This window comes from Pirellulaceae bacterium, assembly GCA_029243025.1.
Lineage (GTDB): Bacteria > Planctomycetota > Planctomycetia > Pirellulales > Pirellulaceae.
The window spans coordinates 165,471-181,139 of the sequence record JAQWSU010000022.1 but is presented as its reverse complement, the minus strand read 5'-3'; the positions used below and the strand labels follow the sequence as shown (position 1 = coordinate 181,139).

At 51.3% G+C, this 15,669-nt stretch carries 7 protein-coding genes; 2 read left to right on the top strand and 5 right to left on the bottom strand.

Annotated elements, in window-relative coordinates:
- The first annotated feature begins 274 nt into the window (after positions 1-274).
- Positions 275-1,441 (top strand): TIGR03032 family protein, encoded by a 1,167-nt coding sequence (locus P8N76_10620; protein ID MDG2382116.1) that lies wholly within the window; start codon positions 275-277, stop codon positions 1,439-1,441.
- A gap of 139 nt (positions 1,442-1,580) precedes the next feature.
- Positions 1,581-7,964: an Ig-like domain-containing protein gene (locus P8N76_10615; protein MDG2382115.1), complete on the top strand. Its 6,384-nt coding sequence runs from the start codon at positions 1,581-1,583 to the stop codon at positions 7,962-7,964.
- Positions 7,965-8,004: 40 nt separating this feature from the next.
- Here P8N76_10615 and P8N76_10610 read toward each other — a convergent pair whose 3' ends face one another.
- From P8N76_10610 to P8N76_10590, 5 genes are all read right to left on the bottom strand, one after another.
- Entirely contained in the window at positions 8,005-9,447 is a 1,443-nt protein-coding gene (locus tag P8N76_10610) for a BBP7 family outer membrane beta-barrel protein (GenBank protein MDG2382114.1), read from the bottom strand.
- Positions 9,448-9,678: 231 nt separating this feature from the next.
- Complete coding sequence (locus P8N76_10605) at positions 9,679-11,622, bottom strand: cation acetate symporter (protein MDG2382113.1); 1,944 nt, start codon at positions 11,620-11,622, stop codon at positions 9,679-9,681.
- 1 nt (position 11,623) lies between these two features.
- On the bottom strand, positions 11,624-11,863 hold the full coding sequence (locus tag P8N76_10600) for a DUF485 domain-containing protein (protein MDG2382112.1): 240 nt from the start codon (positions 11,861-11,863) through the stop codon (positions 11,624-11,626).
- 97 nt (positions 11,864-11,960) lie between these two features.
- A complete protein-coding gene (locus P8N76_10595) occupies positions 11,961-12,812 on the bottom strand; it encodes a hypothetical protein (GenBank protein MDG2382111.1) in 852 nt (283 codons plus the stop codon).
- Positions 12,813-13,217: 405 nt separating this feature from the next.
- Entirely contained in the window at positions 13,218-15,668 is a 2,451-nt protein-coding gene (locus P8N76_10590) for a tetratricopeptide repeat protein (GenBank protein ID MDG2382110.1), read from the bottom strand.
- Position 15,669 lies beyond the last annotated feature (1 nt).

The following is a 15,669-nucleotide window of genomic DNA, read 5'->3' as shown; positions in this document are numbered from 1 at the left end:
TAGAATTCGTGACGGGATTAGGCGACAAGGTTAAAATCAGGTAACAGAACAACTGGGGTAGGTCGACGTTAAAAGTTTCAAACATCCATGCCAACACAACTTACGCCATTCGGCACGACCTGACTGGTTGTGAATCAGCCTTTCTCTGCAAGTCTTGGGCTCTCCCTGATCTGCCTCCTTGCTCACAAAGAACGGCAATCAACCTTCAATTCGATACGACAGGTGCCACCGGTTTTTTCCATCCAACGTTTGCTACATCGGAGAACGATTGACCGTGTTGAAGCACGATACTCATGTGCCAATCGATACTCTGCCGATCCAATTCAAAATGGACGAACCGATACGATCAAACGGACGTGAATTGGCGGAAAATGCAAATCAACGCGAAGTGCGTTTCGAGCATTCGACCAACTTTCCCGAGCTACTAACAGAACTCGGGCTGACGGTCTTGATCACCACCTATCAAGCCGGCAAGATTGTTCTGCTAGGTGCTCAACAGCAGCAATTGGCACTCTCCTTTCACAACTTTGATCGACCGATGGGAATCGCCTTGAATCACGGGCGATCAACGCTCGCGGTTGCCGCTAAGAACAAAATTTGGTTTTTGCGGAATGCAGCGGACATCGCGAATCGAATGGCCCCACCGGTCGACGCCTGCTTTCTAACCCGAACCGCGCATGTCACCGGTGAAATACAAGCTCACGAGATGGGCTGGGTCGATGACGAACTCTGGATCGTAAACACGCTTTTTTCCTGTCTCTGCACGCTGGACCCCAACTACAGTTTCGTGCCTCGATGGCAACCGAGCTTTATTTCGGCGTTGGCTCCGGAAGACCGTTGCCACTTGAATGGATTGGCCATGGAAGCGGGCCGTCCCAAGTATGTGACCGTCATGGGGGAAACTGATCGAGCCGGCGCTTGGCGAGAAGACAAAGTCAAAACAGGAAGTCTGATTGATATTGGCTCATCTGAGGTCGTGGCGAGAGGCTTCGCGATGCCACATTCTCCGCGCGTACACAATCAACAGATTTGGTTACTTGATTCGGGACGCGGCGGATTAGTTCGAATCGACCCGAACAACGGCAAGGCAGAAATTGTGGCTCGCTTTCCCGGCTATACACGAGGCCTCGCGATTCACGGTCGATACGGTTTTATTGGGCTATCGCGCATCCGTGAAACGTCGACATTCGGCGGAATGCCGATTGCGGAAGATCGCGATCGATTGAAGTGTGGTGTCGCCGTAGTCGACCTGGAGCGAAGCGAATTGCTGGGCCAATTTGAATTCAAAACGGGTGTCGAAGAAGTCTTTGATGTTTCACTCATTCCCGACAAACCACTCACAACCATGCGTGGCCCTTTTTCACAAGAAGACGGCAAGAGTGCCATCTGGACGGTACCAAGCGGACAGACCGGGGAAACGACTCCAGCACTCAAAATCTAAAACCCGGCAAGGAATCCCACTCGATCCAGGCAACCCAAACAAAGTTTGCAGAATTATCTCAGAGGCCAATCGAATGAGTTTTTTTCAGAGAAAACGACGACGACGTTCCCGCACGAATGCTCAGCGCCAGAGCTCACGCATGTCGATTGACAAGTTAGAAGCACGCTGTCTGCTAGCCGGTATCCCGGAGATGATCCTTTTGGATACCGAAGGTGACTCATTTCCGACGGACTTTGTCCAAGTCGGTGAGGTTGTGTTTTTCACGGCCCAAGACGAAGAACGCGGGCGTGAACTTTGGGTCACCGATGGCACGGCAGTGGGAAGCAACATCGTGCGAGACATTTCCCCGGGCTTTGAAAACTCGAATCCGGCCGATTTAACGGAGTTGGACGGAAAGCTGTACTTCACGGCAGACAATGGGGCAAATGGTCGTGAGCTATGGGCCAGTGATGGAACCGAATCCGGCACCCTGATGCTGAAGGACATCCAGACAGGCTTTGACTACGACAATCAGCCGTATTCGTCATCACCCACCCATTTGATCAGTTTTGATGGCAAGCTCTACTTCTCTGCCGACGACGGCATAAATGGCAGCGAATTGTGGATGAGTGATGGCACGTCCGGGGGCACGATGATGCTGAAGGATATTGCCCCAGGTCAATACGAAAACTATTACTACGGTTCCTATCCTTATGCCTCCTCCCCGAATGGTTTCGTCGAAGTCGACGGAACACTATTCTTTGCCGCAGATAATGCAAGCAACGGAGTCGAGCTTTGGAAAAGCGATGGCAGCGCGGATGGTACCGTCTTAGTCCGCGATATTCACACGGGGGAGGGCTACCAATATCCCTACGGTGATGGAGCCTTACGATCACTTCCAACCCAGCTGACGAATGTCGATGGCACTCTTTTCTTCACCGCCGTCGATGAGAACGGTGAAGAACTGTGGATGAGTGATGGTACGGACGCGGGTACCGTGATGGTAGAAGACCTATTCACGGGCTCCTTCACGGATGAATACGGTACCTACCCCTATTCCTCCTACCCGAGAAATCTGACCGACGTCAACGGCACCCTGTTTTTCACAGGAGTCAATCCGAATACGGGAGAAGAGCTGTTTCGTTACAACCGTACTCTCGAGACGGTTGAACTCGTCCGAGATATTGTTCCTGGAGCTGAAAGTGGTCTGTTTCAACCTGAACTGATTAGCTCAAACGGAACGCTGATTTTCACTGCTGACAACGGCGACGACGGAGTAGAAATCTGGAAAAGTGACGGGTCGGAAGCAGGCACCGTACAGATTCGCGACCTGAACAGCGGATCGGTAGGATCCGATCCACGTTATCTGACCGACATCGATGGCAAGGTTTACTTCTCGGCGGCCAGCACGGAACAGGGGCGAGAACTATATACGACCGACGGCACTTTGAATGGCACAACTCAGGTCGCGGATCTCTTTGTCGGCGACCAAGATTCCTCCCCTAACTCATTCTTCGGCTATCAGGATATCGTGCTGTTCAATGCAGATGATGGAGGCACAGGTTTTCAACTCTGGACGTTGTCCGAGCAAACCTCTCAGTCAGCGAGTCTCACGATCTTTGTAGACGGGCAGCAGGTAGAAATCCCAGCTAACCTTGGTGTGGCGGCTGACGGCAGTCTCCTTTCACAAACCCGAACCGATGCGAACGGCAACCTGATCATCTCTCCCATTGCGGACGAACCCCTCGTTAGCAACAGGCTCAACGCCTTCTTTGACACTTGGCGAACGATGGCAGGCGAAGTCGGAAACAACCCCGACGCGACCTTCGAATCTGACAATCTGCTTGGAAATATGACCGATGCAGACCACTCGATTCGGATGTTTGTAAATGGTGAGATTTCAAATGGCTATGAGGACTATGACATCCAACATGGTGATGAAATTCTGTTGACCTTTGGTCAGAACACGGTGGTGGCTCTGCAAACAAACCTTGGCGATCTCTACCTTGAACTCTTTGACAAACAATCTTCCGCTCCAGTCATGGGAACCGTCGCCAATTTCTTATCCTACGCCAATGACGGCAGCTACGACAATTCGTTCATTCACCGCTCGGTCCCCAACTTTGTGATTCAAGGTGGTGGATTCACGAGTCAGTCTTCGCAATTCACGAGCACCGATCAGTTTGAAAGTATTCCGAGCAAGGGGCAGATTCAAAATGAGCCAGGTATTTCGAATCTACGAGCAACGATTGCCATGGCAAAGCTGGGCGGTGATCCCAACAGTGCAACAAGTCAATTCTTCATCAACCTGAATGACAACTCATCCCTCGATCTACCAGAAAACAACAGCTTCACCGCCTTCGGTCAACTGCTCGATATGACCGTTGCTGATACGATCGCCAACCTCCCGATCAATTTCGACAACAGTCCGCCCTTTGGCGAACTTCCACTCACAGCTTCCGACCAACTGGTCATCATCGAGGGCGTCGATGGAATTGGCCTGGTGTCGGGAACCAAGTATGAAGACCTCAACACCAATGGTGTCAAGGACCCAAATGAGCCGGGACTCGAAGACTTCACCATTTTCCTGGATGCTAACAACGATGGCGTTTGGAACGACGGCGAAGATTTCACCACAACGGATAGCAACGGCGACTACCGCCTGCAAGCCGCTACTGGAACTTACGCGGTACGATCCATGGTAACGAGCAATCGAATTCAGACGTCCCCCAGTCTCTTGGATGGGCATTCGATTGACTTGGAAATAGGGCAGCAACTGACGCAACTGAATTTCGGCGAGGCCGATCTACCAGCACCCAGTATGATTTCCCTCAGCCCAGCGAGCGACACAGGATCATCTGACAATGACAATATCACACAACTGGACAACGGCTCCCCTGAAAACAGCCTTCAGTTCCAGGTCGTTGGCGTTGCCAACGAAGCCGAGGTTCGCATCTACGCATCTGGAATCCTGGTGGGTAGCGGCGTGGCGGTTGGCGATCAGGCCGTGGTAACGACCGATGGCATGACGACCTTTCCCAATGGCACGCAGAGTTTCACTGCAACACAGGTCTTCAACGGCCTCGAAAGCGACATGAGCAGCCCGGTGGCGATCACTATTGATAGCCTGCCTCCACAAGACATTGATTCGGATCCTCCCGAATTTGCCAACGTGGACGAAGCGTTCATGTTCGACGTCAACAGTCCTGACGAGAATCAAGCTGGTATGACATATTCGTTAGTCGACAGCCCGACCGGCATGACGATTACCAACGAAGGCATGATTAACTGGACCCCAACGAGTGATCAGGCCCGTCCTCACGATTTTGAAATTCAATTGTCCGATGCAGCTGGAAATCGCACATCCCAACGGGTTGAGCTGACGGTCTTGGGCGGCCTACCCGCCTTGCCAGATTCCTATCTAACGGAAGAAGATACCCCGTTAATGGTCACCGCTGAAAACGGCCTCTTTGCCAACGACGGCGATGGCTCGGGAACATCTGAATGGAATGCTCAGTTGGTCGATCAGGCGACCCATGGTGTCGTCACCTTGAACGCGGACGGAAGCTTCGAATACGTCCCAAATCCTGACGTATTCGGGACGGATCGATTCACCTACTCCGCAACCAATGGCGAATCACAAGCCAATATCGCTCGCGTTCAAATCGAGGTCACCGGCCAGAACGATCCGCCCAACGGTGAATCTGATAATTACCAACTCAATGAAGATGAGACGCTGACGCGGACAGCGAGTGAGGGCGTATTGGCAAATGACATGGATCCTGACGGTGACAGCATAAACGTCACATTGTCAAGCGACGTGAGCCATGGGACCCTGTCACTGAATTCCGATGGGTCATTCACCTACCGACCGGATCAGGACTATTTTGGCATCGACACATTTACTTACACGACCAGTGATGGGATCAGCGAAAGCCCACCCACGGTCGTCACGTTGACAACGAGTCCAATCGACGACTCGCCAATCACGGCGCCCGACTCTTACTTAGTGGCCGAAGACAATTCAATTCAAATCGACGCAGCCAACGGCGTTCTCTCGAATGATGCGGATGCCGACAACGACCAACTGTCAGCGACCATCGAAATACAAGCGTCTCACGGAACCGTCACAATGGAGCCAGACGGAGCTTTCACCTACACACCGGATGCAAACTTCTTCGGTTTAGACTCGTTTTCCTATCGAGCCTCTGACGGCACCAGCGGTATCAGCGAAACCGTCACGATCCAAGTCACGTCTGTCGCAGATTCACCAACGGCTAACGATGACAACTTCAGCGCTGCGAACGACGGCAATGCAGTCACAATCGATGTACTGGCAAATGATTCGTACGAGCCAGACGGCGTTCAAACGTTGACCATCGCATCGGTGTCACCTGGAACGCAGGGTGGGCAGGCAACCATTGTGAATAATGCAATCGAGTATTTGGCACCAATTGGATTTGTCGGCATCGACACTTTCAGCTACACGATCGAAGACAGTGACGGCTTGACATCTGTCGCTACGGTGACGGTCGAAGTGGGTGATTCGGGCGGAACTCAGCTAACAGGATCCGTCTACATCGACATCAATGATGATGGCATCCGAGACACCTTAGAAGCTGGAGTCCCAGGTGTCCTGATTACACTTGTCGGTGAAACCTTATCCGGTGATCAGGTAGACCATTCAGCCATCACCGACGCGACAGGCAATTATCAATTCAGCGAACTTCCAGCGGGCACCTACCAGATCACGGAAAGCCAGCCGGCCGCATTAAGCGACGGTCAAGACCGTTTCGATTTTGAAGGTGCTCTCGTTGCAGATGATCAAATTACCAACATCGTCATCTCAGGTGCTCAAGACATTGACGGTCCCAATTTTGGCGAAACGTCAATCAAATCAGAACATCTCTCGATTCACTGGTTCTTCGCTTCTGCAGACGAAGCCAGCCTATTCCGTGAAGTCGTTGCTGACGCCGAAGAACAAGCAGGCAACCAGACGCTTGCCGATGCCATTCGCGATGCATCTTCCGAGCTGCCCGCAGGCAGTAACCGAGCGCCAATTGGCCTTGCCGATCAATACGAGACGGCGGTCAATGAAACGCTTTCTGTCAGCCCCGCAGATGGGTTACTAAGCAACGACGTCGATCCTGACGGCGACTCACTCACCGCCAACCTTGTCAGAGAGCCCGAAAATGGCGCATTGAACCTCAATCAAGACGGATCGTTCACCTACACACCTAACCTTGATTTCAATGACAACGATTCGTTCCTTTACAGCGTCACCGACGGAACGGCCGACTCGACACCGGTAGTCGTCTTGATCGATGTCCAAGAACAATTGAACGAATTCAATATCGATGAGAATAGCCGCGCCGGTTCAATTGTCGGCACCGTCCAAGCCGAAGGCGAACTCAATGACGCGGCGATCTTCGAATTTGAAGATGTGGCTCGCCCCCAAGAATTAAACCTGGCCGCCGATGACCATCTGGCTGGTGGCGAAAATGCCCCCATGGTTTTAATCGAATACGCTGATTTCCAATGCACCGCCTGTCGCACCTACCATACCATTGTCAACGGTTTGAAAGATGAATTTGGCAGTGAGTTGTTAGTGGTCACCCGACACCTTCCGCTCAGCGGAACCCATCAAAATGCATTCCAAGCAGCGTTGGCCGCCGAAGCTGCCGCGCGACAAGGATCGTTTGACGAAATGAGCGACCTGCTCTACGAAAACCAAGGCGAATGGTCAAACCTCGTCGATCCAATCTCGCTCTTTGAAGGCTATGCCGTCGCGTTGGGACTTGATCTTACACAATTCAACGCAGACTTTAGCGACCCCGCGCTCGCCGAACGCGTCAATCGAGATCTCGATGCAGCCATCGCATTGGGTGCGACGGGAACGCCCACCTTCTATTTAAATAGTGAGTTCCTGGAAGATACCCCCCGTGACGCAAACGAATTTGAAGTGCTGATCCAGGAAGAACTGGATGACTTTGATGACACTTTTTTGCTCGGTCGCCTCACAGGTGAATTGAGTTTGACTGGAAGTAATCCACCTAACTTCGAGTCACGCCCCCAACGGGATCTAAAAATCCGAATTACGGATGATGCGGAAACCGTTCAAGTTGTCGACGTAACAGTGAACGTGAACGATTTGAATGAATCCCCATTAGCATTTGCGGATACGTACAACACAAACCAAGATCAGCTGCTTGCGATTGATATTGATGGCGGTGTGTTGGCCAATGACTTAGACGTAGATGAAGACACTCTGGCAGCTTCGCTCAGCTCCGATGTCACCAATGGAGTCTTGACGCTCCAAGATAACGGAGCGTTTTTCTACACCCCGAACGTCGGCTTCCTCGGCTCCGACTCGTTCAGCTATCTTGCTAACGACGGAGAACTTTCATCCAACGAGGCTACCGTGATCATCAACGTCAATGAAACGGGAGAAGGCGAGCCAGCCACGGACAGTTTATTGCCACCACTGACCAATGATAATTTGGTCGATTTAGCTTTCGAGGATGAAGACAGTTGGCTGATCTAACTCACGCGAGTCGGGACGAATTGAACGCTCCCATCAGATCTTAATAACTGTATTCCAAGCCGACATTCAAGCCGTGTGCCCAAAAACTGCTTGTCTCAGCCGTAAAGATCGGTGCCGGGGCGCCTTGCAATTGGCCTGGAGGAATCTGTGTTGTGTTGATGTCCAGGTCGATTTGATCTCCGGCGCGAATCACGTCACTCCAGAAAAATGCCGTGTAACCGATTCTTGCGTCAAGCCCGCAGACAAAGTGCCGCCGGGCGTTAATTCCAAATTCCGCGATGCCGCTGAATTTGTCGACCTGATATTCTCCAATGTTCGATTCCTGAGTTAGCAAGCCAATATCTGTCGTCGTGGAACTACCATCACGAGCGGTGCTGATCGTCTGCCCATCAATCTGAACAAGCGATTGGGTATTGCCTAATGCGATTTGGGCTGAGCACTCAAAAGACCAACAAAAATTCTTCTGTTTGATGATGCGAATCCCAAATTCACCGCCGTGGAATTTGTTTTCGCTCTCGAATTCGTCATACAAGGAAAAGGTCGACCCGATCGTTGGACCGGACAACGACACCTTCGATTCATTCACACGGATGAAATCCTTGAGATCCGCGTAGCGATAGCCAACGAAATAATCTGCACGCACACCAGGAATATCCACATAAACCTGTCGGAAGACCGCTTCAAACGTTTCGAATTCAGTCGAGCTGATCACGTTGAGGCTACCCTCCACTAACCCTGGAAAGACAATTCGTTGCGAGTCCTGCTGCCCACTCACCGTATTAAAAAACGGTCTGGCAAGCACCGAGTAATCCGCACCCGAAGCGGAAAATTGCTCGGACTCTTCGACGAGTCGTAGAAACGTAACCTCCAACCCTTGACCACAGTCGGGATTGAGCATCCTGCCAAGCGTGAGTCGACCGCCAGAACGACCGTCCTGATTCAAACCTTCATTGCCAAAAAGTACGGTCGTTCCTGGAGCACCCAAAATTCCATTGTCCGCCGGTGGACTGGTCGTCGCCAACGCCGGAATGTCCATGCCACTCGTCCACCAATGCAAATAGTCGATTCGCCCGTAAACCAAAGGAGTGATAGAAGTTTCCATCTTCGGATGACGCGGACCATAAGAGTCAGGATATGCTTCGATGAATTCTCCACTCTCATTGATCAACTCACCTTCATAAATATCTCCACCGTCGTCGTGTATGTCCTGCGACGAAGAGATTGGCTGTTGATAATTCGCTTGGTTCACCCCAAACACGGGACTATGCTCGGATTCCAACCGAGGAATGGCCGCCTCTGCACAGACGGCGCAGCCCGCCTCACAAGCGACCTTTTCATGTTTCGGAGCATAACCAATATATCGACCCTTGAAGTGACCTCCGGGGCTGCCCAAGGCGCCGCCGTGATCCTGAGCGGATACAGCTCCTACACAAACGCCGATCAGCAGCACCACGAACAGTTGGCAACGATGGTTTCGATTCATGGCAACAATATCCTTAGCGATGACAGTCGCGAGAGATCGGAAAAGCCGACGCGACCGTTAACCCCACTGTAATCCGCAAACTTTATCTAGTTGCCGTATTCCGTCGACCATTTCAGTGAGATCACTGCAAGAAAAGAGTCCAGAACCCAGCAGAAACTGACAAACAGGTTCCACTTAGTGATCAAAATCGTCGAATCGCGACCGACAGAACCGCCACCAATAGCACCGCTATCAGTTAAGCGAGGGCTCGAACTTTCGTGTCATCAGCGACACCACGATCAAGGTTAAGAATCCCAGCGGAATGGTAACGATTCCGGGCTGACTGAATGGAACCACCGCCAAATCAGCGGAAAGTCCGTAAACCTTGGTGAAAGTATCCGCGCTCAAGAGGATCCAGGCGAGAGAACTCACCATGCCGACCACAATGGCGGAAATAATGCCTTGGCGAGTGGTCCCCTTCCAGAAGAGAAGCATGACCAGTGCCGGCAGATTAGCCGAAGCAGCGACACTAAACGCCCAACCGACGAGGTAACTCACATTCAGTTCCTGGAATAGAATTCCCAACCCAATCGCGATGACTCCGACAACGACCGACGCGATTTTGGCAACGCGTACCATCTCTTGGTCGGTCATCTTGATCTGCAACCAATTGGACATCAAGTCATGTGCAACCGCACCACTGGAGGCCAGAATCAAACCACTGACGGTCCCCAACACGGTCGTAAATGCAATTGCGGAAATAATCGCAAACAGCCATTCGTTGATACTTTTGGCAAGTAACGGAGCCGCCATATTGCTGTTTGTCACATCAAGTGCCCCGCTTGTCATCGCTCCGAGGCCGAGATACAGCGTCAGAATATAGAAGAAGCCAATGCTACCGATGCCTACAATCGTGCTCCGCCGAGCACTGACTTCATCCTTGACGGTGTAATATCGAATCAGGATATGAGGCAAAGACGCAGTACCGCAGAACAACGCGAGCATCAGTGACAAGAAATTCAGCTTAGCCAATAAGTTATCACTACGTATTCCCTCGAAACGAGGATGCTCACCGGGTCTTAAAACGCGACTGCCCGCCGTCGGCTTTTGAAAATAGACGGTCGTGGTGGAACCATCTACTGGCTGCTTGACAACTTGCGATCCCCACAGCACGACTTCACTTTTTTGCAACGTACGAAAAAACGACAGTGGCCCCAACGGCCCCGTCTTCTGTTCTTCACCGGGAAGCTTGCTAATGTAGCCGACAGGATGCAATTGTGCCTCGCCGGGTTTCGTACCTTTCGGCCGTCCGTTTACCAGTACAGCACCGTCTGTGAAACGCGTCACGGTTTGGGTTTCAGTCAACATGACTTTACCTGAATCGGCCGGAGTGATTCGCCAAACAGAGATGACTTCGTCGGTTTTGTTGATGGTGCGTACGTAAGGTAAATCGCTCCACTCTTGTTCGGCAGGCATCACGGAAACATCTTTGAACTCGGGTACCTGTGCCCAATTCATATCAGCCGCAAAGGGTCCAAGTGTTTGAAAGATGTGACCATCATCGCCCCCCTGTCGCGTCTCGAAACCGCGCGCCAAAATCATGAGAGTCAGCACGGCTGAAAAGACGACAAGCAATGAGCCCTTCAGGAATTGCACGTAGGTCGTCGACACCATTCCTGCCGTCACCACGATGATAATCACGGTTGTGCCAACCAGAACCACACCCACCCAGTGGGGAAATCCCAGTAAGGGTTGAATCAAGACCCCCGCACCCACCATCTGTGGAATCAAGTAGAAGATACTGACGGCAAGTGTGCTGATCCCTGCGACGAGCTTAATCCCTCGCGACCCAAATTTTGCATCCAATGCATCGGCGAACGTGTATTTGCCAAGTCGTTTAATAGGTTCGGCAACCACGAACAAGGCAACGATCCAACCCGCCAAATAGCCGATTGAGTATAAGAATCCGTCATAGCCATGAAAGGCAATCATTCCGCAGATTCCCAAGAATGATGCGGCAGAAAGGTAGTCTCCAGCAAAAGAGACGCCATTGACAAACCAAGGAATTTGACCGTGGGCGGCGAAATAGCCCTGAGCCGATTTCGCGCGACCTCCAAGGTAGAAACTAATTGCGAGCGTAATCCCAACAAACACAAAGAAAATGACAACCGCCACAACCGAAGCTTCATAAATCATCTCAGTTGTCCTTTCCCTGGGACTTTACCTGGCCACTGCCACATAGAATCCCATACAGGATTGCAAGCGCGAAGGCAGCAAAAATCAGCCCAAATCCATAAACAATGGCCAAGTTGATACCGGCAAAAGGTTCGATCTCCATCACTTGCGGTGTGAAGGCATTCAACAGCACAAAACCGCCGTACAACACCAAATAGACGATGAAAAGCACAAATCCGATTACGGCATTTTTGGACTGCATAGTGAGCTCCCTATCAGCTTCTGGAAGCTGAACAATGTAGCAGGCGGAGAGTCAGTCGAGAAACAGAGATCTTTAATTTTCTGACTCGGCCCACCTGTTAGCGTCGGTAAAGATCGCTAACGCCATTTTCGAGTTTGGCGAGTGAGCGGATTTGGTCAAGCGTCAATGCTCGATCAAAAATGGAAAAATCATCCAGGCGCCCGACATACTGGATACCGAGCATCATTCTTAAACGTTCGGGATTCCAACTAAGCTGATGGGGCCCCAAGTGCTGACCCTGCAGACGCCCATCAAAGTAGAGACGGGCAACACTCGGCAATTCGTCTGAATTCATTCGTTCTAAGACAATCACGACATGAGTCCATCGCTTACGATCAAAAGGTGGTTGTTTCACAGTCACTAGCGGTCGATCCATTTCAGCAACTTCGTCCCACTTCGTCTCCTCTGGATTCCAATGTTTGAAGTCCGAAAAACACCCCAAACGAACTTCACGAGGGTTATCTTTCGTGAAATCAATGAACACAGAAGCATCGTTCCACTTCTTGTCGGTGATTTGGAATGGATCGACGTAACCAGGCTTCAGATCTTGATCCGGAGTCAACGACATCCAAAACGAAATAGTGATGTCGAATCCCTCCGGATCGTACGCCACGTTGTCTTTCCCTTGGAACATCACGATCTGCTTCGTCACGTCTTGAAAGTTCAGCGCGCCGCCCCAACGTCCACCCGTCGGTTCAAGCTTGACTTCATCAACCGCGATCCCGGCTACGACATCGTCGCCACCAAACTGATCAATCGTATAAATCTTCCGATCACCCTTGCTAAAAGTAGCGTCAGATGAGGAATCAAAAGCTGCGTGAAAGGTAAGCGCCCCTGCCAACTCATCGTCAGCTCGGATTTCACCAACACACAACAACAAAACCATTCCCAATAACCCCAAACGAGTCATAGCTAACTCCAGTATCGCGTGCAGGCAGCGCAAATCAGTTTTGTGGACAGAGCATTCGGCAGCCCCATACCGAGTGCCGACCCCGAACAATGAAGGCGTCAGATTGCTGATCTAACGATGCCAGAGTGTACCCCAACTGCGTCTGCTTTTCATCTGCTTGAATCGATGAGAGGCCAACTCAAGCGACTTTTTGCTTTGTCGCTTACTTCCAAGCCACCGATCGCCGCTCGGAAGCCAAAAGTTTTCGACCACTGGCCCGTTTTCAGGGTCGCGGTCGTTGGGCGGTATACCACGAGTTATTCGAGTCAATCGGCGAGAAGAGCGGTCAACAACCTCGCTTCGTGTTCTCGGTCATATCCGATCCGGCACAAGCAATCGCACACCTCCTCACATTGGTCTAGCGACTTACTGCCTGAAAGGTTTCCCCTGGCGAAAGATTTCCAGCAGACGAACATACTTCTTTTGTTCTGCTTTTGTAGTCGCAGTTTGCACGGCCTGCTCTTGCCACTTACAGGCATTCTTGACTTGCCCTACTTCGGCATACGCAGCAGCAAGTGTACAGAGACTCTCAGCGTCTTTGAATTGAGTGCTCTTCGCACAAACTTTTGCCATTTCCAATGATTCTTTACCGTTCCGAATTTTTTTGTCTGGACAGGTGGCCAATAGCCATGCGGTCCGACGCAATGCTTGCAGCGGCATCTTCGGAAGACGAACGGCTGTTTGATAAGCTTTGACAGCCGCCTCCCATTGCCGCTGGTCTTCGAAATAAGCACCAAGCCTGTAATGGGCCGCTGCAAAGCTTGGATTGATGCGAATTGCATCCTGGAACTCATCGCGTGCCAAAGCTCTTTCATCTCGCCGGTCGAGAACCGTTCCCAGATTGTAATGGGCTTCGGCAAAGTCCGGATTGATATCGAGTGCAGCGAGAAAGTGCAATTCGGCTTTTTCAAAATCCTCGTTGCTACGATACAACACACCCAAATTGTTGTGGGCTTTGGAGTATCGCGGATTCAATCGAATGGCTTCGTTGAAATGATGCAGAGCGCGATCAGATTCTCGTTTTCTTTGATAGAGCGAGGCCAGATTATTATGAGCGGGCGCGAAATCCGGTTGCAAGGAAATCACACGAAGATAAGCTGTTTCGGCGTCATCGATCTTCCCCATTTGCAGCAAGGCGGTGGCCAAGCTATTGTGAGCATGGACGTGTTTCGAATCGATGCGGATCGCCTCACGGAATTTTCGAATCGCTTTGTTGACCTCGCCCTTCGTCAACCAAGCGTTACCGGCCAAATAGGCGGTTTCCGCATCGCCCCCGATAAGCTGTGATGCTTTCAAGGCAAGTTGGTCGGCTTCTTCTTTTTTCCCGGCCCAGCCCAAAACCTTGGCTAGATTTCTCAAAGCTCGTCCCTGCATTTGGCTGTCAACCTGCGACTCGACCTGCGCGGTCACTTGCCCGACGACGTTCGACCAGTCAGCCGGTTCTTGCAAAACCTGTTTGGCTTGCAAACAATCGACTAGCTGCAAAGCCAACAAGCGATTTCCTTCGATGGTGGGATGCACATGATCAAGGAAGAGAGACTCTCCCGCTATTTGATACTCGCTGTTGTCCTGCACGAATTGCTCAAAGTCAATCAGCTCCAACTGATTTCCAGCAGCAACTTCGCGCACAACTTGTACCGTTTCTGTTTGCGCTCTCAACGGGCACACATCTTCATTTCTCGCGATTTCAAATTGTCGTTTCGCTTCGGCATACTGCCCCATTTCCAACAAGATCTGCCCATACAAAAAACGCGTGCGGGCATGCCGGGGTGAAATTGCAACCGCTTTTTCAGCGGCAAGCAGCGAGTCTTGCAGACGTCCCTGCCCATACTCGTCCTGCGCCTTGTCGAATTGTTTTTGCCACTCAGGTTCCTGTGCCGCAACCTCTGCCGTGTGCTGACTTTTAAAGGGCGAACAATTGGCGAGGTTGGCAGCGGGAGTCACCAACACAACTTCAGCCCCAACCTGCTCCGCAATTTCATTCATCCGCTGGAGGTTATAACGAAAATGCTCCAGCACATCGCCCGCTAACTGATCATCTCGCTGGTAGGCATCCAGACCAACGCCGTTGTCCAATCTCGTGGCAACTTCTTCTTCCAACTCAACGACTTCTGGCTGTTGATTGGACGAGGTTTTTTGATCATTGCCGCGTAGCATACGATCGGCCAAGGCGTAGGTGCGGAAATGACTCAGAAAGACTCCCAGATCACGAACAACTCCAGGAACGCGCTTCACGCTCCGATAAGTTCGTTCTTCCAGAAATTCATTGTGCCCCGTATAAACAACGAACAAGTCAGGCTGATAGGCAGCAAGTTCTTCCATCACTCGCACGATCCGATAGCTTGCATAACTAATGCCCCCTGCGTTGATCACTTCAAATTCGTATTGCGAATTCGCAGCCATCGCAAATTCTCGTAACCAACCGGGAAACGAAGTTGCATCATCGTAGGGTCGACCAAAGGTGGTCGATCCGCCCAAGCAAAAAACACGAAACGTTTTTCCGGATTTCGTTTTCGAAAAACGCTGTTGATTGAACCATCGCAACTTGTTTGGCGCCGTTTCCATTACCGTGACGCCATCAAGCTGTTTTTCCACCATCAGTGGCGATTGCGATGAAAAACCAACGAACGGATCTTGTTTTGTTGCGACTGGTTCAAGACCAATGGCCCACAAGCCAACTTCGACGAAACCGAGGACGAAGACTAGCATCAAAAGAGAGAACAGGATCTTCTTCGCCGTGGAAAGCTGACTGACCTGTGGTCGAATCGGTTTGGGCCCAACCGTTTTTCGTTTTGATTTACGTTGGCCACGTTTCATT

Coding starts and splice junctions, on each gene's coding strand:
- P8N76_10615 (MDG2382115.1), top strand. CDS start 1,581: ATGTCGATTGACAAGTTAGAAGCACGCTGTCTGCTAGCCGGTATCCCG.
- P8N76_10610 (MDG2382114.1), bottom strand. CDS start 9,447: ATGAATCGAAACCATCGTTGCCAACTGTTCGTGGTGCTGCTGATCGGC.
- P8N76_10605 (MDG2382113.1), bottom strand. CDS start 11,622: ATGATTTATGAAGCTTCGGTTGTGGCGGTTGTCATTTTCTTTGTGTTT.
- P8N76_10600 (MDG2382112.1), bottom strand. CDS start 11,863: ATGCAGTCCAAAAATGCCGTAATCGGATTTGTGCTTTTCATCGTCTAT.
- P8N76_10595 (MDG2382111.1), bottom strand. CDS start 12,812: ATGACTCGTTTGGGGTTATTGGGAATGGTTTTGTTGTTGTGTGTTGGT.
- P8N76_10590 (MDG2382110.1), bottom strand. CDS start 15,668: ATGAAACGTGGCCAACGTAAATCAAAACGAAAAACGGTTGGGCCCAAA.